This window comes from Pseudoalteromonas sp. KG3, assembly GCF_030436385.1.
Lineage (GTDB): Bacteria > Pseudomonadota > Gammaproteobacteria > Enterobacterales > Alteromonadaceae > Pseudoalteromonas > Pseudoalteromonas prydzensis.
Genome location: NZ_CP098523.1, coordinates 2,939,834 through 2,960,407 on the forward strand (window position 1 = coordinate 2,939,834; position 20,574 = coordinate 2,960,407).

Genomic DNA, 20,574 nt, shown 5'->3' on the forward strand with positions numbered 1-20,574 from the left:
TTGCACTCTAATCGCTAAAAATTTAGTGGCGGACTTTAATATCGCCTACACCAACTTCAACATTAATACTGTATTGGCCATCACCGCGGTAGTTACTGGTTGAGCTCACCATTTTACGGCTATGCTTAGCATCATTTTTCATTCCCGAGATCTTGGTATCACCTACACCACTATCAAGCGTGATCGATTGATAGTCGGCTAATGCACTGCTGATGCGAACCGTGCCTACACCAACGTCAATTGCCGCAGAGTTAGCAAACTTATTTACTTCAATATCACCAACACCCAGTGCTAAATCTATCGCCATAGCCTCCGGCATACTTACTAACCAAGTTTGTTGAACATCATCCTCAGCAATCGACAGGCTCAACTTATCGCTGCTTTGTTGATGTTTTAAGGTGATCTCTTCTAGTGCGACATCATCACTAAAGAAACTATTATTTTTAGCTTTTAGTTCAATAGATACAGTGACCTGATTGCTTTTGTTAGTGCTCAGTTCTAGGCTGCCAACGGGCACGTCAATGGTTAGTTTTTGCTGCCCGCTGATGTCAAAGGTATGCTCAATTTTATGCTCTGCTTGGGCAAATGCGCTACAGGTTAATAAAACGCTGGCTAAGGTAGTTATGCTTGCTGTGTTCATTTTTTTACTCGTTGTTGATGGTTTTATAGGTTAGACGTTGGCAGATTAAAAAAGGTTTAAACCCCGTGAATTTTATTCTATAGCCATACTAATTAAAGTCATGTACTTTCAAATTAAATTAAACTCGTCAGGCTAAAGGAAGCGCTGTGAAGTCAATCGAATTAAATAATGTTACTGCCAGCCTTGGCACCGATGAGCAAGCAAATTTTGTTGTAAGCAATCTAACGTGGCAAGTGACAAGCGATCAGCATTGGCTACTACTTGGTGGTAACGGCGCAGGTAAATCAGCTATAACAGCAGTATTACTTGATCAAGCTAATATTGTCAGTGGTACGCGAAGCTGTGATTTTGAGCGTACCGAAATAGTCTCTTCAGATCTGCAAAAGCAATTAATTGCTGCCGAGTTATTAGCGGATCAAGACGACATCAGCGATGGTAAAACCAGCCCTAAATTGGTATCTGAATTAATTTATCAGCAATCAAGCCCATATTTTGACGAGCAACTATGCCAACAGTTAATTACAGGGTTTGCTTTTGCGCCATTGCTTAAGCAGCGTTTGCGCGCACTCTCAACCGGGGAAACACGTAAATTGATGTTAATTAAAGCATTAAGTAATCGCCCCGAACTGATTGTGCTTGATGAACCGTTTGATGGTTTAGATGTTGAAAGTACTGAACTATTAAACACCATATTGGCAGATCTAAGCACCAGTATGACCATGGTCTTTGTACTTAATCGTTTAGACGAAATCCCAGCCTTTGTCAGCCATTATGGCTATGTGAGTGCCGGAGAGTTGCAGCATCAGCTCGCCACCCCTGATGACAAACAGCGTGATGATTTATTCAAACTATTACACTTAGAGCATACGGATTTAACCATCCCTAACAAAGACGTGGCACACAGTGCCCCAGAGTTTAATGAGCCTGAGTTAGTAAGATTGCGAAATGCTATGGTCAGTTACAGTGGCAAGGTTATTTTTAGCCACTTAAATTGGACAATCAAAGCACGACAGCATTGGCAGCTCAGTGGTAAAAATGGTTCTGGCAAAACCTGCCTACTTAATTTAATAACTGGCGATAATCCCCAGTGCTATAACAATGATATTAAGGTGTTTGGTTTTCAGCGTGGCAGTGGCGAGAGTATTTGGCAAATAAAACAGTACATCGGCTATATTTCCAATGCCTTGCATATGGAGTATAGAGTCAGTATTTCAGCACTCAACACCATAGTATCGGGCTTTTACGACAGCATTGGCTTGTATCAAAAGCCAACTCAAATTCAGCTTGATATCGCCATGCAATGGTTAGCGTTATTAGGTTTGAGTGAATTAAAAAACACCCCATTTACGCAACTGTCTTATGGCGATCAACGCATGCTATTGATTGCCCGCGCCATGGTAAAACACCCAACATTATTAATTCTAGACGAGCCATGTTTAGGGCTTGATGAAGCCAATCGACAGCGTGTTTTATTGTTGATTGAAAAGATTTGCGCCGCAGGCAGTAGCACAGTGATTTATGTAAACCACCATGCGAAAGATAAAATCACCGGTATTGAGCACTATTTAGATATGGCTGATTTTAGATAAGGAAAAGGTTCTAGGTTTTAGGTGCTAGGCGCTAGGAAAAACCAGAGCAGCTCGGCGTTAAATTTACCGCCGTAGGTTGTGGTTGATAGTCATTAGTTCTTTTTGGCCGTTTGCATCCAGTGGTGGTCAAATTTAAATCAATCAATAAACTCGTTACTTCATTTTTCGATACGGCTGTTAAGTAAGTAACTTACGGCAAATATATATTAGCGCAGTAGTCACCAATATATTCCTCTAAAGCGCTGCGTCTCTTAACCTCTTTGCGAATAAATTTTAATTGCGCGGGTAGCAGAGTTTACCTCGCGACAATGGGATGGCATTCACGCTTGCAAGTCACTCGCCTACAAGTGCTATCCGCCGCGCTCATGTAGGTCGTCATTTATGGCGACAGCTTTAGTTATTGGAATTGACGCGCTAAAGCACGACCTACGCCCATCTCAGGATCTAGTTACCTAATCTCTTTGTGACTAATTTTTCTGTAAATAAGTATTGTTGAAAAGTATATTGTGTAAACTCGTCAGCTTTTTGGTCATAATCTTAAATGAAAAAATCAAGTGGATGTCATTTCATTTTAGAGCCTAGAGAGGTTAATTAACTATGGAATCTATAAGGATAGCCGTCGCGACGTTGGGATTTATCGCTGGCACGTTTTTGATAGTGGGGATGCTAATTGTCCATTTTGACTGGGCATACTTGTTTGCAGGTTTTGTCTTTTATCTTTTTACTTACCTTGTTTGGCCAAGCAAAAAGCGCGGTAAGCGTGTTTCAGAAAGCTCTATAATTGACAAGCTTGAACTTATAGTTGAGTTTCCTATTGAGCTTATAATCTGGTTGCTTAGGATACTAGGGGGGGGATTTAGAGGCTTATTAGGCGGTAAAGGTGATGGAGTTGATATTGACTTCTAAAGGAAACAGGCGCCCATTTTTATAATTTCAGTGTCCTTACGCTATTGGCGCAGCAGTGGCTCATACTTCTTTTGTATATTTCTCTAAAGCCAGTGTCTCTTAACCTCTTTGTGAATAATTTACTTAAATTTTTTTGCACAAAGAGAAGGGAATGAGAAGTAAATGAGGGGAGGTTAACGCTTAGTATTAGCATGCTTAAATAATCGATAATCCAACACGAGTACCATCAAACGATTTAAGCAAAATAGCAACTCGGCTATGGTTGAACCATCAATAAAAATAAATTAAAAACGAGTGATGCTACAGGTTCGTTATATTTTTCAGAGCGCGCGGTTAACATCCATACTTTTATGTAATATTCTCACGATTAAAATTTGCTGTACTTTATGTTTTTTATAATAAATTACGTGGCTTCCTTGAGGCTGTTTTCGATAACACTCTCTTATGTAATCGCAATTAATTCCCAGCATAGGTTCGTTGGCTAATTGATGAAAAGTACTATCTAACAGTTTTAAGTAGTCATTTCTTTGCGCTGTACCCCAATTTAACTGAGTATATTTGGCTATTTTTATTAAATCGCTTTTGGCTTTTCCTGATAATTCGAATTTCGACATTAGTGGTTATCTTTGTCCAGCTCTGAAATCAAAGAATCATACGAGTAATTCGCAACGCCACTGTTTTCACCGTCAATTAGCATATTGCGTAAATTCATCATCTTTATTTCCTGATCTTCTAGGGCTCTTAAACCAGCACGCACTACTTCACTTGCTGAGCCATAACGACCTGAGTTAAGTTGCTGATTTATAAAGTTATCGAAATGTTCGCCTAATGTTACACTTGTATTCTTAGCCATAATGTAAAACCTTTTAAATACCAATATATATTGGATTATGGTATGAAAAATATATCAAGGCAATTAAACGGGCAAAAAACAGTTGGTTTTTTCTCGTACCTCACCAGTTTTAGCCAGCTATTATCTTGCCACTTAGCCAAGCGCTGGTTTTGTGGGAGCGTGTGAATAATTCACTAAATTTTTTGCACAAAGAGAAGGGAATGAGCAGTAAATGAGGGAAGAACAACAGATTCATTGAGCTGAATCCATGGGACACAAAGCCTGATTATTCATCCTGTAGGTCGTCATTTATGGCGAGAATCTATTAGCTATTGGAAGTGACGCGCTAAAGCACGACCTACGCCAACCTCAGCCTCTTTGTGAATAATTCACTAATTTTTTTGCACAAAGAGAAGGTAATGAGAAGTAAATGAGGGAAGAGCAGAAAACCGTGACGCTTGGCTATTACTAACCAAGCGGGTGAATTGTTTATTGGCGAGTGATCACAGGCGAGTTACTGTAAAACCTTGCTCGTTAAATTGTTTTAATAAACCGTGTTGCTCTGGTAAGTGCAGGGCGCCTACGGCGATAAATAGCTTTTCTTTACCGATGCGTGGCGTGAGTTCTTTTACCCAGTTATTGTTACGTTCAATAAGCATTACTTGTTCGCTGATCTCGCCATAGTTGCTGTCGTCAAAGCTTTCATTGTAGTACTTCGTTAGCGTAGCCATATCGCCATTTTTCCACGCATCCACTAAGGTAATAAAGTAGGTTTCTACGTCGGCAAGCTGTTCAAACGTTTCTTCAATCATCTCGTTGCTTAATAACGAGAGGTGATTAAACATTTCCATTTGATACTCAAGGGTTTCTAATTCACCAACCGCTATTTTTTTCTCTTTAGCGTAGGCGAGTACTTGTTTATCAATGCCGGTTTGATCAGAAAACCCCACGTTTTGAAATTCCATTTGCATCATGGTTACCATCACCGCCCACGGGGCGAGATTATTAAACATTGCGATATCTATCGACTTTTTGCTGAAGTATTCTTTTAATTTGGCGTAGTTCTGCTCTGATAATTCGCTTTGTAGGGTTTTACCGTTTTTTAGCATCATAAATGGCAGAGAGCGGCGCTGTATTTCCATCGGGCTAATTGCACTGATATCTACTTCAACAATCACTTTATCACTGGCATCAATGGCTTTGGTGACTTTCCCTGGCAGGCCTTTCATACTGGCATCGCCCACATGTACGGTGCCAAATAAATAGCTGTTAACGCCATTTTTTTCGATTTTCCAAAGTCCCGGTTCGCTATGACTGGCAAAACTAATACACAGTAAAAGCGATAAAATAAAGTAACTGCTAATACGCTGAGTGAGATTCATAATTGTCCTTATTGTTTGGGTATATATCCATACTAAACCAATTATCTTAATTGGGTAATGTTAAAATTAATGCTAAACGAGAATCTGCTTTATTCTCAGCTCTGATAGTAAAGTTATTTAGGTTACATAAACTCTTTACTATCGCCAATCCTAAGCCGTGGCGTTGGTTATTGGTTCGAGAACTATCTAATTGATAGAGCGGATCAAAAATCGCTTCAAGTTGTTGCCCACTTAATGGTGTTGCGAGGGTATTACAAAGTGTAATTATTGTTTTGTCACTGGCTTGTGTTACCTGCAAATTAACGCTGTGTTGGCGTTCACCATAAAATAATGCGTTATCGAGTAAGTTAGATAAGATAGTGTGCAAGCAAAACTTATCAACGTTAACAAGCAAATCTTCGGCAATGTCGAGTTGTAATCGTTGTTCAATATCTGGGTGCTTAAACTGTAATTCATTACTGATATTGTTAATAAAAGCACTTAAATTGAGTTTCTCAATAGTCAGCTCAATGGCACTGCTACCCGCGCGTTGTAATAAAAGCAGGTTATTAACTATGGTTTTCATGCGCTGTGAAATAGCCAGTATATCACTGGTATAAGTGGCGCTAATTCGCTCGTCATTGGGGTAACGTAGCGCCACTTCTGAAAGGCTAATTAGTTCCGCAATCGGTGTTTTTAATTCATGGGCTATATCACTGGTGAGGCGTTTTTCGTTTTGGTAAAGCTGTTGATTAGTAGTAATAAATTTATTGAGTTCATTACGGATTGGCTCAATTTCTTCTACTTTAAAATCACTGTTAATGATCTGTGCTGTTTCGGTGATATCCAGCTGTTTAATTTGTTCGTTTAGGTTATTCAGTGGATACAGGTCGCGATTGACTATGCGGATGACTAAATAGCGCACGCCAAACACTGCAATAATACAGGTAAGAACAAACACTACATCAATAATGATCAACACTTTATTCAGTGCTGCGGTTGGGGCGGCAATGGTTAATACCATGGTATTAAAATGGCCACTGTCAGCTGTATTGTCGTCTGCTTGTTGGGCAATAAAATGGCTGATCATTGCACGCCCAGCTTCGCCATTTGGCAAGCTGTAATCAATAATTCTAAATTCATTAACGGCAATATCTATATTAGGCAAATCAACACCGGGGTAGAGCTGTAGCGAATCTGACTTTTCAAAAGTGTGTTGTTCATGCCAAAGCTGATAAAACTCGCTGGGATTGGCTTGCTCGTATTCAGACATAAATTCGCCAGCAAAATCAAATTCAAGCTTGCCAGCATGATCTTTTACTAGGGTTTTTAAATAATTAGCTTTGTTAGTTAATGATTTATTAAATTGGTTTTCTACCCAAGAGTCGACGCTTAGATCGACCGTTAAAAAAATAGTAACTAAGATCAGTGAAATAACAGCTGTAATATTATTTACCAGCTTACGTTTGATTGAATGGAGCTTAGTCTTGTGAGGCAACATAACCGAATCCACGTTTGTTTTTGATAGGTAGCTCGCCACCGAGTTGACGCACTTTTTTCCGGACTGCGGAAATGTGTGCTTCGAGAGCGTTCTTTGAGAGCATATCAAATTGGCCAACAACGGCTTCACTGATCATTTCAAGCCCCATTACTCGCCCTTTGGCGCTGAACAAGCACTCAATAATTTTATATTCATTACGGGTCAGGTTGACTGGTTGCTGTTGATAATGCAGCGTTTTTAAGCTCAAATCTAATACGCAATCAGCAACTGATAAGGTATTTTGTTGGCTGTGCAGCTGACCACGGCGAGAAAGTGCTAATACGCGAGCGTGTAATTCTTCAAATGAAAACGGTTTTGTTAGGTAATCATCAGCGCCTGTCATTAAGCCTGAAATTTTATCTTGTGCTTTTGAGCGTGCTGACAAAATAAGCACCCGAGTTTGACTTGAAGTGCTGCGTAGTGCTTTGAGTATGCTCATGCCATCGACACTTGGCAGCATTAAATCAAGAATAATTAGATCATAATCACCGCTGAGTGCCATGCTTAAACCATGCGAGCCATCACCGCTACTATCGACAGTAAAACCGAGATTATTGAGGCCTACATCTAAGCTGCGTCTAAGTGGTTCAGAATCTTCAATGATCAGTATCTTCATGATGTTTACTTTATAACAAACCATAAGCCTTGCTACTTTAGCAAGGCTTAGCAATTAATGATACCAACCGTTTTGGTAGGCTATATTACCAAAATTAGCATGGCCAAGGGCTGTTTGCACAAGCGCTTCGTCGTTTGCTGATGGGATCAGTTGATGTTGATTATAGATATAAGTTGTAGCAGCTTTATGTGGCTGTAAAATTACTACCTTATTGCCTTGTTCACCATTTGCCTGAATGTACGCAAAGTTTTTATCGTATTGCATCATGGCACGTTGTTGCTGTGGAGCGATGGGCTTTGATAGATCGCGACCAATCATTGGATGCTCGCCACTGGCACCGATCAATGATAACAGGGTGGCAGGAATATCAAGTTGACTGGCAAGCTGGTGGTCGCGTTTTGCTGGAATGTCTTTACCAAAGATCACCGCAGGAATCCGAAAGTGGTCAATAGGCACTAAACTCGCACCGGAGACTCGTGAGTCATGATCGGCAATAACAATAAATACGGTGTCGTCCCAGTAAGTTGATTTTTTTGCCTTTTCGATAAAGCTACCGAGTGCATAATCTGCGTATTTTGCTGCATTATTACGAGTTTGTTTGTCATTGTCGTAAAGGGCAATTTTATTATCAGGGAATTCATATGGGCTATGGTTAGAGCTTGAAAACACTAAACTGAAAAACGGTTTACCTTGTTGTTGTAGTTTAGTGAGCTCGATATCCGCTTGGGTGTATAAATCTTCATCTGACGCGCCCCAAGAGCCGTTAAAATCAATATTCGCAAAGTCATCACTATCAACAATTTCTTGAAAACCATTACCTAAAAAGAAGCTTTGCATATTATCAAAATGACTTTCACCACCGTAGATAAATTGGGTGTGATAGTTTTGCTTGGCAAGAAAATCGGCAATCGTAAAGAAATCCCGTTGTGATTTATCGAGCTTTACCACTGCGCGTGAAGGGGTTGGTGTGAACCCAGTAATAACCGCTTCAATACCGCGCACTGAACGCGTGCCCGTCGCGTATAAGTTATCAAACCCCCAACCTTGTTGATAAAGTTTATCTATATTAGGCGTTAATGGCAGGCCACCCAATGCTCCAACATAACGGGCACCTAAGCTCTCTTGCAAAATAATGACGAGGTTTTTGGTTTTTCCTTGGTGCGTTGCTTGGCGAAAGGTTTTAGTAGGCGCGCTGCTATCATTAAACACTGCGTTTTGCAGCTGCATACTTTTGCGTACTGTACTTAGCAATTGTTCTTCTGGCATAGCGCCATAAAAGTCCTGACTAGATTTTTCATTACTGAGCTGCTTAATCGCAAAAGCAACGCTATAGAAAGAGTTGAGGCTAAGATCATTAAGTAGGTGATCCGTAGAAAATGCCACCATCGCTGGGTTTAAAGGGCGATGGCCAAAAGAGTTGCGCGCTCCTAAAACCGTTAAACATAATAACGAAATAACCAATACACTATGCTTGAGGGGTGATAGTTGAGTACGGCTGTGCCATTGAGAGGCAAACACCATTGCTGCGGCTTTGATACCTAACCCCAGTAGGATGAAGGTACAGATGATTTCAGTTTTATAGCCTGAAAAAATCATCTTTGACACTTCCTTAGGATAAATTAAATACTCAATAAACAATCGATTAGGACGTAGATCGTATTCGCTGATAAAAGTAGGGGTGATCACCTCAAAAAAGATCAGCAATGCGGTCATTATCAGCAGGTAGTATTTTATTACTGTGCGAGTCATATTTTGTTTACCCAACACGGAAGCTACAATCAGCAACAATAATGCGGGCATAAGAATATAACTTAATGTTGATATATCAACACGTAAGCCACCGACAAAGATATTAAGCCAGGCATGAGAGCTAAATACTCGCTCACCTTGCCACACACTTAAGCCAAAACGAGCCAGTGTAAGCATCATAAGAGATAGGCTAAAAAAGGCCAGTAACAGCCAATATGGACCAAGTTTAGTTTTTAATTGGTGTAGGCTGAGTTGTTGCGTTATGCCCATAAGATAGCCCACCAAATCAGAGCACTAATCAGCATTGCGATAAATACGCTAGCAGAGGCAATGTCTTTAGCTAAGCCAGATAACTCATGGTGCTCTGTGCTAATACGATCAACTACCACTTCAACAGCGGTATTTACCAACTCGGCAAATAATACAAATAGCAAACTGGCAATTAAAATGAGCTTATTGCTAGTAGTAATATCCTGAAGCCAGGCAAACACGCCGAGCACTAGAAATACTGCAAGTTCTTGCTGAAATGCCGCTTCAAAGCGGGTCATCCATTTTAAGCCATTGAATGTATGGCGTAAGGTGAATATAAGACGCATCAGCCCTTGGCGTTTGAGTACTGTTTTTGAGTTATTCATGGTGAGTATTCGCTTTGTTATTGTTTGCTTTACAAGTGCTTAGTAAATCTAAAGAGGCTTCATAGCGGCTGCTTTTGAGGCCGATCAGATTGGCTAAAGTGTGAAAAATATTGTCGTGCGAGCTGGCTTGTTGCAGATCGAGTGTGCGTAAGCAGCTTTCATTGATGCGTTGATTGTTTTTTGCAGCCCACATATACAAGGGCACATGAGTTTGCTCTGAAGGGGCAAAACTGTATGGAAAACCATGTAAATAAGCGCCATTTTCACCCAGAGATTCGCCGTGATCTGACACATAAATAAAGTTTTTGTCTATGCTGTCAGGTAACTCTGCAAGTTGCTGAAGGACTTGGCTGTTGACGTAGTCGCTGTAGGCAATAGTGTTGTCGTAGGTGTTAACTAGTTGCTCAGAACTACAGTTTTGAATATCGCTGCGATCACAGGTGGGAGTGAATTGTTTAAACTGCTCGGGATAACGCTGAAAATAAGTAGGCCCATGGGATCCCATCATATGCAATACAATTACCGTATTTGCTTGGCTCAAATTAGCGAGCTTACGTTTCAGCGGCGCGAGTAAAGCTTCGTCATAACAAGGCTCTTTTGTGCACAGCGCTGAATTATCAGGGGTAATAGTAATAGTTTCGATACGGTTGCAGGCATTCTTACAACCACTGTTATTGTCTATCCACAGCACATCAGCGCCAGCTTGTTGGGCGATATCGAGGATATTTTGTTGATTGTCAGCTTCACTACGTGAAAAGTTTTCGTGCTGTTGCAATGAAAACATACAAGGCACAGATACTGCTGTTGCAGTGCCACAAGAGGCAACATTACTGAGGTAGGTCACATTAAAAGGGCGCGTGTAACGATTGGTGTCGCGCTTATAACTTTGGTATGCAAAATTAGCGGCACGGGCTGTTTCACCAACAACAATTACTGTGACTTGTGTTTGTGTGGGGGCAATTAGGGTTGGTGTGGGATCGAGTATTTGAAATGGCTCAGCAGTCACTAACCATTGATCGCGAATATACTTATAGCCACTACTTAAATATTGAAACGGAATTAACTCTTTTTTTAACAGCTGATTGTTACGTCCCGTTGCTGCGTAGTCGGCATAAAAATTCAGGATAATAACCGCGATTAAAGCAAAGCAGCCAAGTAATAATTTACTACGGCTCAATATCTCTTGGGAAACAGGGCCAAACCGTACCTTGGTTTTAACTAAAATCAGTAATGGCAGCAGGGTGAATAAGGTGAAAAATAGTAGAAATTGTGGATTGAGATAGCTGATAGCTTCTTGGCTGTCGGTCTCAAAGGTGTTTTGGATCATTGAGTAATCAAACACCACTCCGTAATTTAAAGTGCCGTATAAAACTAAGCAAGAGCACAGCAATAAGATGTAATTTACGGGTTTGAGTAACCATCGGCTCGACAACAAAGAGAAAAAAATGATCAACAAGCACAGTAGTAGTAACGGCACCGAGAGTAAAAATAACCAAGAAAAAGCCGGCAAGGTGGTGATGGCCGTAAAGGCACCTTGCATAAATGGAATATTAATAATTAAGCAGTAGTAACTTGCAAGGGCGATAATAAATACGTTAGCACTACAGGTAATATAAAAACGCTTTTTCAAACCCGCTCGGAGAAATTCAGTGACGACCATAAATTAACAACTCATATCTAACTTAGTGGCCAGATGATATGAGCCGAAACTTAAGAAATACTGAAGAGTAACTAGGCATTTCCTGAGTGGTGGCATTTAAATAGAATAATTTATCGCGAGTTCGTCAAAAATTAATCAAACCGCTAATTGGTTATAACGAGGTATGAAATATCAATTGTTTCGCATATGAGAAAAATTAATCTATTTGTGTGGTTATGTTGGATTTTTATGCCTTTAAAGGCTGGTGTTTATATGAAAATTGGATTGATTTTAAGGTTGACTTAACCCCCTCATCGCGGTACTAATAGAAAAAGACAGCGAGGGAAGTAAATAACCCTCACGCGAACAAACAAATTTTTGGTATTGATTACATGCTTACAAATGCACTAAACCTAGTCCTAATTAACGTCGTGGTGATTATTATTACCGCGGGGGCTTGTTAGTGCTTTAAAAAAGAGAAGCATTGAAAAAGCCCCCCGCACTTAACAGTCCGGGGGGCTTTTTAGTTTCAGGGTTTAGAATGAGTTATTAAGTTTAGATATGTCACTGAGGAATGAGGATTTATTAATGACAGGCGCAGAGTTAACGATTGATTTATTAGCCAAACACGGCGTAAATGAAGTTTTTGGTTACCCAGGTGGGGCCATCATGCCAATTTACGATGCGCTGTATGGTGCGCCAGTTAAGCACTACCTCACTCGTCATGAGCAAGGTGCAGGATTTGCGGCGGTTGGCTTTGCGCGTAGCACCGGTAAATTAGGAGTCTGTTTTGCAACATCAGGGCCTGGTGCGACTAACTTAATCACCGCACTTGCTGATGCGATGATGGACTCAGTACCATTACTGGCGATCACCGGGCAAGTACCTACTGCAGCAATCGGCTCTGACGCGTTTCAAGAAATCGATGTACTAGGCATGTCATTGTCGTGTACTAAACACAGTTATATGGTTGAACGTCCTGAAGATTTAGCCGAAATCCTACAAGAAGCCATGCACTTGGCGCAAAGTGGCCGTCCGGGTCCTGTTTTAGTTGATATCCCAAAAGACATTCAAATGGCGCAAGTGCCTTTTCATCCTTGGCTTGCAGCTGACGATTACTTACCTCAGTTAGATTTAAATCAAGTCGCCATTGCTAATCAGTTATTAAGTGAAGCGAAACGCCCAGTGGCTTATGTTGGTGGCGGTGTACAAGCGGCCGATGCCCAACAGCAGTTAATGCAGTTTTTAGATAAAACGCAAATGCCAGCAGTATCAACATTAAAAGCGTTAGGCAGTGTATTACCTGATTACGAATACAATTTAGGCATGCTGGGCATGCATGGCGGCCAAGCTGCAAATTTAGCGGTACAAGAGTGTGATGTACTAGTATGTATAGGTGCCCGCTTTGACGACCGGGTAACGGGTAACTTAAGTAAGTTTGCAGCCAAAGCAAAAGTAATTCATTTAGATATCGATGCAGCAGAGGTAGGTAAACGTAAACCGGCTAAAGCTTCGTTGATTGCAGACTTAAAAAGTTCATTACCTCAGCTTGAGTGTTTTGTTACTGAGCAAGCTTGGTTAGCGCATACCAAAGCGATGATGACTGAACATGCATGGCGTTATGATTACCCTGGTGAAAAAGTATTTGCACCGTATTTATTAAATCAGCTTAGCCAACGTATGCCGAAAAATGGCGTGGTTTGTTGTGATGTAGGCCAACACCAAATGTGGGTAGCGCAGCATATGAAGTTTAGCCACCCAAGCAATCATTTAAGTAGCGGTGGTGCGGGCACTATGGGCTTTGGTTTGCCTGCGGCGATAGGTGCACAAGTTGCGCGACCAAATGATTTTGTGATCACGGTTTCAGGTGATGGCTCAATCATGATGAATATTCAAGAATTAGCGACGATTCGTCGTAACAATTTACCGGTAAAAATATTAATTTTAGATAACCAGCGTTTGGGCATGGTTCGCCAATGGCAAGAATTGTTTTTTGAAGGGCGTTATTCTGAAACTGATTTATCGGATAACCCAGACTTTGTGCAATTAGCCGCGGTGTTTGGAATACCTGGGCAAACAATTACTCATGCAAACCAAGTTGATGATGCTATCACTGCATTGGTTAACAGTACCGGTCCTTATATAGTACATGCATGTATAGATGATAAAGAAAACGTATGGCCATTAGTACCACCGGGTGCTGCCAATGATGAAATGATGACGGAGAGTGCAAAATGAAACACAGCTTAACAGTTGCTTTAAAAAATCAAAGTGTTGCCGTGGAGCGCTTTTTACGCGTAGTTCGTCATCGCGGTTTTGATTTAACCCATTTTCAACTGAATATGGATGATGGCCAGTACCAAGTAGCTATGACAGTCGATAGTGATAAACCGATTCACTTATTAACTACACAGCTTAATAAGTTGGTGGATGTTAGGCATGTCACATTAGAGAATTTACACCAGCAAGCAATGTAGTTTGCTGTAGAAAATAAATCAACAGGGCTATTGGGATTTCCCTTTAGCGATAAAAATTTAAGAATGAGGATGTCAGCGGTTTATTAATCGCTGCAAAATACTGAGGTAACTATGGCTAAATTAAGAAGTGCAACTACAACTGAAGGTCGAAAGCGCGCAGGTGCTCGTGCATTATGGCGTGCAACAGGGATGACAGATACTGATTTTGGTAAACCAATTATTGCGGTTGTAAACTCGTTCACACAATTTGTACCGGGGCATGTGCATCTTAATCAACTTAGTGAGCTCATGGCTGAAACCATCACTGAAGCCGGTGGTGTGCCAAAAGAATTTAATACCATCGCCATTGATGATGGCATCGCCATGGGCCACGGCGGTATGTTGTATTCATTACCATCGCGCGACTTAATCGCCGACTCGGTTGAATACATGGTTAATGGTCACTGCGCCGATGCGATGATCTGTATTTCTAACTGCGATAAAATCACCCCTGGGATGATGCTTGCGGCACTACGTTTAGATATTCCAGTGATCTTTGTGTCAGGCGGCCCGATGGAAGCAGGTAAAACTAAGCTTGCCAATATCGATATCAAACTTGATTTAGTCGATGCAATGGTAAAAGGTGCAGATGAGTCGGTAAGTGATGCTGATTCAGAGCAAGTTGAACGCTCAGCATGCCCAACCTGTGGTTCATGTTCTGGTATGTTTACCGCCAATTCAATGAACTGTTTATTAGAGGCAATTGGCCTAGCACTACCGGGTAACGGTACTACGCTTGCGACTCATAAAGACCGCAAACAGTTGTATGTTGAAGCCGGTGCACGCATTGTTGATTTATGTCGTGAGTATTACCAAAAAGATAATAAAGACGTACTACCACGCGCCATTGCCAATAAAACAGCCTTTATGAATGCCATGGTCGTTGATATTGCTATGGGTGGCTCGTCAAATACCGTATTGCATTTACTTGCAGCTGCGCAAGAAGCCGGTGTTGATTTTGATATGTCGCACATTGATGCGTTATCTCGTAAAACACCATTCCTGTGTAAAGTAGCGCCTGCAACTGCGCAATACCATATTGAAGATGTACACCGTGCTGGTGGCATGATGGCGATTATACGCGAACTGGGTAAAGCGGGCTTAGTTGATATGTCGGTAAACCATGTTGCCGGTATGACGATGGCTGAGCTGGTTAAAAAATGGGATGCTACTGATCCAAACAACGAAGCTGCACAAACGTTTTATCGTGCAGGCCCTGCAGGCATTCGTACCACCAAAGCAATGAGTCAATCGTGCCGTTGGGATGAAGGCGACAATGACCGTGAAAATGGCTGTATCCGAAGCGTTGAACATGCATTTCGCCAAGATGGTGGCTTAGCGGTATTATCGGGCAACTTAGCGGTTGATGGCTGTATTGTAAAAAGTGCGGGTGTAGTTGATGAAATGCTACACTTTGAAGGCACCGCCGTGGTGTATGAATCGCAAGATGATTCAGTTGAAGGTATCTTAAATGATGAAGTAAAAGCCGGTGACATCGTGGTTATTCGCTACGAAGGCCCTAAAGGCGGCCCGGGTATGCAAGAAATGCTTTACCCAACCAGTTACTTAAAATCAAAAGGCTTGGCTGAAAAATGTGCCTTGATCACCGATGGTCGCTTCTCGGGTGGTACGTCAGGTTTATCAATTGGTCACGTCTCACCTGAAGCTGCCAGCGGCGGCGCCATTGCCTATGTTGAAAACGGCGATAAAATTATTATCGACATTGCCACTCGTGAAATTACGTTAGCACTAACAGATGATGAGCTTGAAGCACGTAAGCAAAAGCAGCTAGCCCGCGGTAAGCAAGCGTATAAACCGCTTAACCGTGAGCGTTATGTGTCATCTGCGCTAAAAGCGTATGCGCTACTTGCAACTAGTGCCGATAAAGGCGCGGTTCGTGATCTAGCCAAACTGGAGGAGCTTAGCTAATTATGGTTTCTCAAGAGCTCGATTATTTTCGCGCTATTATCCAAGCCAATATGGAACCACTGGCAAAAGTGACTGAGGTTAGCGAAATGGCTGAACTCAGTGCACGCCTTGGTAATCAAGTGTGGTTAAAGCGTGAAGATCAGCAGCCCGTTTATTCATTTAAGTTACGGGGTGCTTATAACAAACTGGCTAAGTTACCAAAAGGTTCTGTGGTGATAACCGCATCTGCTGGTAATCATGCCCAAGGCGTGGCGCTAAGCGCCTCACATTTAGGTCATCAAGCGACTATCGTCATGCCGGTCACTACACCTGAAATAAAAGTCAGTGCAGTACGTGCACTCGGTGGTGAAGTGGTATTACATGGCCATCATTTTGATGCCGCTAAAGCGCATGCACTAGAACTGACTGAACAGCGCAATGGCGTATTTGTACCACCCTTTGATGACCCAGATGTGATTGTAGGTCAAGGCACTGTTGCTCGTGAACTAATGCAGCAACTTAACCAGCTCGATGCGGTATTTATTCCGGTTGGCGGCGGCGGTTTACTCGCTGGTATGGCGGTGTATATCAAGTCATTACGCCCCGATATTAAAGTGATTGGCGTAGAAGCAGACGAAAGCGCCTGCTTACAAGCAGCCCTTGAAGCGGGTAAACCGGTTGAGCTGGAGCGGGTTGGCAGCTTTGCGGATGGTGTTGCGGTAAAGATTATCGGTAAAGAAACCTTTCGCTTAGCGCAAAAATTTTGTGACGAAGTGGTCACGGTCACAGGCGATGAAATTTGTGCTGCGATGCAAGATATCTTTGTTTCAACCCGTGCTATAGCTGAGCCTTCTGGTGCGCTTGCAACCGCAGGACTGAAAAAATGGAGCCAACAAAGTGGCCTGAAAGGGCTGCATTTAGCGGCAGTTTTATCAGGTGCTAATTTAAACTTTGACCGTTTACGTTATGTGGCAGAGCGTACTGCGCTGGGTGAGAAAAACGAAGCCCTGTTTGCGGTCACTATTAACGAAGAAAAAGGTAGCTTTAAGCAGTTTTGTGCTTCGTTAGGTGGCCGTGCAATCACAGAGTTTAATTATCGCTATGCAGGCCCTGGTGAAGCACAGATTTTTGTTGGTATTGCGCTGCGCCAAGGTCAGCAAGAGTTAGATGAGCTCAAAGCCGATTTAACCACTAATGGTTATCAATTTTGTGATTTGTCTGATAACGAACTGGCTAAGCTACACGTGCGATATATGGTCGGTGGCAAAGCGCCAGAGCAGCTTCATGAACGGTTATTACGCTTTGAGTTTCCTGAATACCCAGGCGCACTCGCGCGCTTTTTAGATACCTTAGGCAGCAATTGGAATATTACGTTATTCCATTATCGCAACCATGGTGGTTCGATGGGCAATGTATTAGCTGGGTTTGCGATTGAGGCAAATCAGTATGAGGTATTTAACGAGCACTTAAATCGTTTGGGCTATAGCGTACAAGATGAAACACATAATCCGTGTTTTACCCAATTTTTAACGACCCAAAGCCCTATTGATAGGGCTAAAGCGGCTAATAATTAAATATATCCAAAGCACCTCAATTGAGGTGCTTTTTTCATTGCTTTAGTAAATTCAATATATTATCTATAGTTATAGCAAACTTATAAACTAGTCAGAGTGTACATTGAGATTTAAAGGACTAAAACTAGGGTTATGCCTTGTATTTGCAGTGCTTTGTAAACAAAGTATGGCAACTACCGACGTCACCTTACAATTAAAGTGGACGCATCAATTTCAATTTGCTGGTTATTATATGGCTCAGCAACAAGGCTTTTATCAAGACGCCGGATTAAACGTTACTATTTTACCCGCAGATCCTGACAATCCAGATACCTTTTCTAAAGTGCTGGCGGGGCAAGCTCAGTTTGGAGTGGGGCATTCTGGTATTTTACAGCAGCGTATTGCCGGTAAACCACTGGTGGCAATGGCGGCTATTTTACAGTTTTCACCTTATTGTTGGATGGTCAAAAAAAGTTCTGATATTTTTCATCCTCGAGATTTTGCTAATAAGCGCATCAGCAGCATTAGCCGTAAAGAAAATGCCGAGTTACTAGTGATGCTAGAGCGAAGTGGTGTTCACACGGATAATTTGACTGCCTATGGCAGTGATACTAGCAGCGCTGATTGGTTAACAGGAACTATTGATGCGATGCAAGTATATGTTACTAACGAACCGTATATGATGCGCGAGCAAGGTATTGATCATCGGCTTATTTGCCCACAGAAATACGGCATCAATGTTTATAGTGATATTCTTTATACCACTGAAAATATGCTCGCTCAGCAGCCACAAACCGTGGAGGCTTTCTATCAGGCCAGTTTAAAAGGTTGGCGTTACGCTATGATGCACATGGACGAAGCCATTGCTTTGACTCAGCATGATTACGCACCGCAAAAAAGTTTTGCTCAGCTTGGCTATGAAGCCGAGGTACTAAGTGATTATATTCTACCGGCCGGAACCAATTTAGGCGCCATGTCGATAGCTAAATGGCGATTGATTGCAGATTTATACGCAATTGAACAAAGTGCATTTAATCAAGCGCAAGCTGGTTTTATTTATCATTATGCTGAACCAGAAGAGATTAAAATATCATGGATGCTCATTAGTGCAATTATTATTAGTTTATTATCCATTCCACTTTATTTGCGCTTGATGCTAAGAAAAAGCGTATAATGGCGAAACGCATTTGACCATCGCTAACATCCTATGAGCCTTGCTGAGCAGTTTACAGCCCTAGATAACTTATTACACCGCACTCGCCAATATTGGCAGTGCACCGCATTCGATTTTGATCAACTACCTTGGCCTGAATTAGAGCAAGCCTTAGCGGCTTTAAGCGACCAACAGGTTGCTGAGCTCGATAGTGAACAGCATCTGCTGTATCAATTTTTTAGCCCGTATATTGCTGACGTAAATAATTTAGCCGCTTTATGTGAGTTACCTCAAACCATTGCGACGCGTATTGAATATCCATTTTGGATCAGCAACGGCATTAAGGGTCGCAAGTTCACCCAACTACAAGACTTTGTCGGTGCGCTGGGTGAAGAATCAAACTTACCAGTATTAGAATGGTGTGCAGGGAAAGGCCACTTGGGGCGCATGTTGGTATTTAATCGTGCACCTAGCGTTCACAGTATCGAGTTACAACAACATCTCTGTGAGCAGGGTCAGCAAAGTGCTCAGCAACAAGGACTGGCCATGCGCTTTAGCCAAGCCGATGTGCTAAAAGATGATGTTGCTAAGTACTTTCAACAAACACAACATGCGGTCGCACTGCATGCTTGTGGTGCACTGCATCAAGCCTTTATGAGTAATGCTGTTAGTGCACAAACAGAAAAGATTAGTTTATCGCCATGTTGTTATCACTTGTTTACTGACAATGACTATCAAGCGATGAGTGCAGTTGCGCAGCACAGTAAGCTCAAGTTAACACACCGTGATTTAAAATTGGCATTGCAAGAGACCGTAACGGCCCCCTCTCGGGTTGATAAAGTACGTAAAACCGAAGTGCAATGGCGGCTGGGTTTTGATGCACTGCGCAAAACCCTCACTGGCGAATCACACTATGTCAGCGTGCCCTCTGTTAACAAAGCAATCTTTTCAGATTCATTTAAAGCTTTTTGTGCATGGGCTGCAGATAAAAAGGCCTTGGAAATACCACAAGATATTGATTATGATTACTTTTTGACTAAAGGGGAAATGCGCAAAAAAGTAACTGAGCGTATTGAACTGGTCCGTCATGTGTTTAGAAGGGCAATAGAAGTTTGGCTTGTGCTCGATCGTGCTTTATATTTGCAACAACAAGGTTATCAAGTCAATGTGCAGACGTTTTGTGAAAAGCAATTAACACCGCGCAATATTTTGATCCAAGCTACCGTCAAAGATAGAAAAGAGATGTAATGAGAAAATTAAAAAATTTATTCGAAAATAATAAACGTTGGGCTGAGCGCACGTGTAAAGATGATCCAGAATTTTTTAAAATTCTGTCAATGCAACAAAACCCAGAATATCTATGGATTGGTTGTTCAGATTCTCGCGTACCGGCCAATGAAATCGTTGATTTAATGCCAGGTGAGCTGTTTGTTCACCGTAACGTGGCAAATGTAGTAGTACATACCGACCACAACTGTTTATCAGTGATGCAGTACGCTGTTGAAGTGTTAAAAGTAAAGCATATTATGGTTGTGGGTCACTATGGCTGTGGTGGTGTGCAAGCGGTCTTAAATGATGCTAAATTTGGCCTGATCGATAACTGGTTGCGCCATGTTGGTGATGTAAAAGAAAAATACATTGCAAAAATAGATGCCCTAGCAGAGAAAGATCGCCTTAATAGCTTGATTGAGCTTAATGTCATTGAGCAAGTGCGCAATGTGTGTCGTACCAATATTGTGCAAGAAGCATGGCAACGTGGCCAAGAGTTGACTATTCATGGCTGGGTATACGGTTTAGCTAACGGTCACTTAAATGATCTAGAATCAGTGGTGACGTGTGCCGATGAAGTAACTGATACTTACAAGAGTGCAGCCCTAAAAGTATTTGATCGCTACGTTGGAGAAAAGTAGTCGATTATTTTGTTAGTGAACTAGCAT

At 41.8% G+C, this 20,574-nt stretch carries 18 protein-coding genes; 9 read left to right on the top strand and 9 right to left on the bottom strand.

The features are described 5' to 3' along the window. Positions 1-22: 22 nt before the first annotated feature. A complete protein-coding gene (locus tag NDQ71_RS13940) occupies positions 23-640 on the bottom strand; it encodes a hypothetical protein (RefSeq protein WP_192541322.1) in 618 nt (205 codons plus the stop codon). Between the two features lie 146 nt (positions 641-786). On the opposite strand from NDQ71_RS13940, the gene NDQ71_RS13945 reads away from it, so the two are divergent. Further along, a complete protein-coding gene (locus NDQ71_RS13945) occupies positions 787-2,229 on the top strand; it encodes an ATP-binding cassette domain-containing protein (protein ID WP_192541321.1) in 1,443 nt (480 codons plus the stop codon). Between the two features lie 597 nt (positions 2,230-2,826). After that, the gene (locus tag NDQ71_RS13950) at positions 2,827-3,135 is read left to right on the top strand and encodes a hypothetical protein (RefSeq protein WP_192541320.1); all 309 of its coding nucleotides are present in this window, start codon (positions 2,827-2,829) and stop codon (positions 3,133-3,135) included. Positions 3,136-3,455: 320 nt separating this feature from the next. Here the strand turns inward: NDQ71_RS13950 and NDQ71_RS13955 are convergent, their stop codons facing one another. From NDQ71_RS13955 to NDQ71_RS13990, 8 genes are all read right to left on the bottom strand, one after another. Then, on the bottom strand, positions 3,456-3,749 hold the full coding sequence (locus NDQ71_RS13955; protein ID WP_192541319.1) for a type II toxin-antitoxin system RelE/ParE family toxin: 294 nt from the start codon (positions 3,747-3,749) through the stop codon (positions 3,456-3,458). Further along, positions 3,749-3,988, bottom strand: a complete 240-nt coding sequence (locus NDQ71_RS13960; RefSeq protein WP_192541318.1) for a type II toxin-antitoxin system ParD family antitoxin — start codon at positions 3,986-3,988, stop codon at positions 3,749-3,751. Before NDQ71_RS13960 ends, NDQ71_RS13955 begins: the two co-directional genes overlap by 1 nt. Before the next feature lie 482 nt (positions 3,989-4,470). Next, positions 4,471-5,349, bottom strand: coding sequence for a TraB/GumN family protein (locus NDQ71_RS13965; protein WP_192541317.1), 879 nt, complete (start codon positions 5,347-5,349; stop codon positions 4,471-4,473). 46 nt (positions 5,350-5,395) lie between these two features. Then, a complete protein-coding gene (locus NDQ71_RS13970; RefSeq protein WP_192541316.1) occupies positions 5,396-6,829 on the bottom strand; it encodes a sensor histidine kinase KdpD in 1,434 nt (477 codons plus the stop codon). Next, a complete protein-coding gene (locus tag NDQ71_RS13975; protein ID WP_192541315.1) occupies positions 6,810-7,484 on the bottom strand; it encodes a response regulator transcription factor in 675 nt (224 codons plus the stop codon). Before NDQ71_RS13975 ends, NDQ71_RS13970 begins: the two co-directional genes overlap by 20 nt. A gap of 54 nt (positions 7,485-7,538) precedes the next feature. Beyond that, on the bottom strand, positions 7,539-9,503 hold the full coding sequence (locus NDQ71_RS13980; RefSeq protein WP_192541314.1) for an LTA synthase family protein: 1,965 nt from the start codon (positions 9,501-9,503) through the stop codon (positions 7,539-7,541). Further along, the gene (locus NDQ71_RS13985; RefSeq protein WP_192541313.1) at positions 9,494-9,868 is read right to left on the bottom strand and encodes a diacylglycerol kinase; all 375 of its coding nucleotides are present in this window, start codon (positions 9,866-9,868) and stop codon (positions 9,494-9,496) included. Before NDQ71_RS13985 ends, NDQ71_RS13980 begins: the two co-directional genes overlap by 10 nt. After that, positions 9,861-11,528, bottom strand: coding sequence for a phosphoethanolamine transferase (locus NDQ71_RS13990; RefSeq protein ID WP_192541312.1), 1,668 nt, complete (start codon positions 11,526-11,528; stop codon positions 9,861-9,863). The genes NDQ71_RS13985 and NDQ71_RS13990 overlap by 8 nt, the downstream gene beginning before the upstream one ends. Before the next feature lie 567 nt (positions 11,529-12,095). Here NDQ71_RS13990 and ilvG point away from each other — a divergent pair. The 7 genes from ilvG to can all read left to right on the top strand — a co-directional run bounded on the left by ilvG (position 12,096) and on the right by can (position 20,547). Further along, positions 12,096-13,745, top strand: coding sequence for an acetolactate synthase 2 catalytic subunit (gene ilvG, locus NDQ71_RS13995; protein WP_192541311.1), 1,650 nt, complete (start codon positions 12,096-12,098; stop codon positions 13,743-13,745). Beyond that, complete coding sequence (gene ilvM, locus NDQ71_RS14000) at positions 13,742-13,984, top strand: acetolactate synthase 2 small subunit (protein ID WP_192541310.1); 243 nt, start codon at positions 13,742-13,744, stop codon at positions 13,982-13,984. The genes ilvG and ilvM overlap by 4 nt, the downstream gene beginning before the upstream one ends. 111 nt (positions 13,985-14,095) lie before the next feature. Further along, positions 14,096-15,952, top strand: coding sequence for a dihydroxy-acid dehydratase (ilvD, locus tag NDQ71_RS14005; RefSeq protein WP_064667332.1), 1,857 nt, complete (start codon positions 14,096-14,098; stop codon positions 15,950-15,952). A gap of 2 nt (positions 15,953-15,954) precedes the next feature. Further along, positions 15,955-17,505 (top strand): threonine ammonia-lyase, biosynthetic, encoded by a 1,551-nt coding sequence (gene ilvA, locus NDQ71_RS14010; protein ID WP_064667333.1) that lies wholly within the window; start codon positions 15,955-15,957, stop codon positions 17,503-17,505. Between the two features lie 166 nt (positions 17,506-17,671). Then, positions 17,672-18,658, top strand: a complete 987-nt coding sequence (locus NDQ71_RS14015) for an ABC transporter substrate-binding protein (protein WP_192541309.1) — start codon at positions 17,672-17,674, stop codon at positions 18,656-18,658. Positions 18,659-18,691: 33 nt separating this feature from the next. Next, entirely contained in the window at positions 18,692-19,885 is a 1,194-nt protein-coding gene (locus NDQ71_RS14020; protein WP_192541308.1) for a methyltransferase, read from the top strand. Next, positions 19,885-20,547, top strand: coding sequence for a carbonate dehydratase (gene can / locus NDQ71_RS14025; protein ID WP_064667336.1), 663 nt, complete (start codon positions 19,885-19,887; stop codon positions 20,545-20,547). The genes NDQ71_RS14020 and can overlap by 1 nt, the downstream gene beginning before the upstream one ends. Positions 20,548-20,574: the final 27 nt, after the last annotated feature.

Bases quoted from the DNA above. Each gene is read 5' to 3' on its own strand.
- ilvA (WP_064667333.1), top strand. From the start codon at position 15,955: ATGGTTTCTCAAGAGCTCGATTATTTTCGCGCTATTATCCAAGCCAAT.
- ilvG (WP_192541311.1), top strand. From the start codon at position 12,096: ATGACAGGCGCAGAGTTAACGATTGATTTATTAGCCAAACACGGCGTA.
- NDQ71_RS13990 (WP_192541312.1), bottom strand. From the start codon at position 11,528: ATGGTCGTCACTGAATTTCTCCGAGCGGGTTTGAAAAAGCGTTTTTAT.
- ilvD (WP_064667332.1), top strand. From the start codon at position 14,096: ATGGCTAAATTAAGAAGTGCAACTACAACTGAAGGTCGAAAGCGCGCA.
- can (WP_064667336.1), top strand. From the start codon at position 19,885: ATGAGAAAATTAAAAAATTTATTCGAAAATAATAAACGTTGGGCTGAG.
- NDQ71_RS13980 (WP_192541314.1), bottom strand. From the start codon at position 9,503: ATGGGCATAACGCAACAACTCAGCCTACACCAATTAAAAACTAAACTT.
- NDQ71_RS13960 (WP_192541318.1), bottom strand. From the start codon at position 3,988: ATGGCTAAGAATACAAGTGTAACATTAGGCGAACATTTCGATAACTTT.
- ilvM (WP_192541310.1), top strand. From the start codon at position 13,742: ATGAAACACAGCTTAACAGTTGCTTTAAAAAATCAAAGTGTTGCCGTG.
- NDQ71_RS13955 (WP_192541319.1), bottom strand. From the start codon at position 3,749: ATGTCGAAATTCGAATTATCAGGAAAAGCCAAAAGCGATTTAATAAAA.
- NDQ71_RS13985 (WP_192541313.1), bottom strand. From the start codon at position 9,868: ATGAATAACTCAAAAACAGTACTCAAACGCCAAGGGCTGATGCGTCTT.
- NDQ71_RS13975 (WP_192541315.1), bottom strand. From the start codon at position 7,484: ATGAAGATACTGATCATTGAAGATTCTGAACCACTTAGACGCAGCTTA.
- NDQ71_RS13970 (WP_192541316.1), bottom strand. From the start codon at position 6,829: ATGTTGCCTCACAAGACTAAGCTCCATTCAATCAAACGTAAGCTGGTA.
- NDQ71_RS13950 (WP_192541320.1), top strand. From the start codon at position 2,827: ATGGAATCTATAAGGATAGCCGTCGCGACGTTGGGATTTATCGCTGGC.
- NDQ71_RS13940 (WP_192541322.1), bottom strand. From the start codon at position 640: ATGAACACAGCAAGCATAACTACCTTAGCCAGCGTTTTATTAACCTGT.
- NDQ71_RS14015 (WP_192541309.1), top strand. From the start codon at position 17,672: ATGGCAACTACCGACGTCACCTTACAATTAAAGTGGACGCATCAATTT.
- NDQ71_RS14020 (WP_192541308.1), top strand. From the start codon at position 18,692: ATGAGCCTTGCTGAGCAGTTTACAGCCCTAGATAACTTATTACACCGC.
- NDQ71_RS13965 (WP_192541317.1), bottom strand. From the start codon at position 5,349: ATGAATCTCACTCAGCGTATTAGCAGTTACTTTATTTTATCGCTTTTA.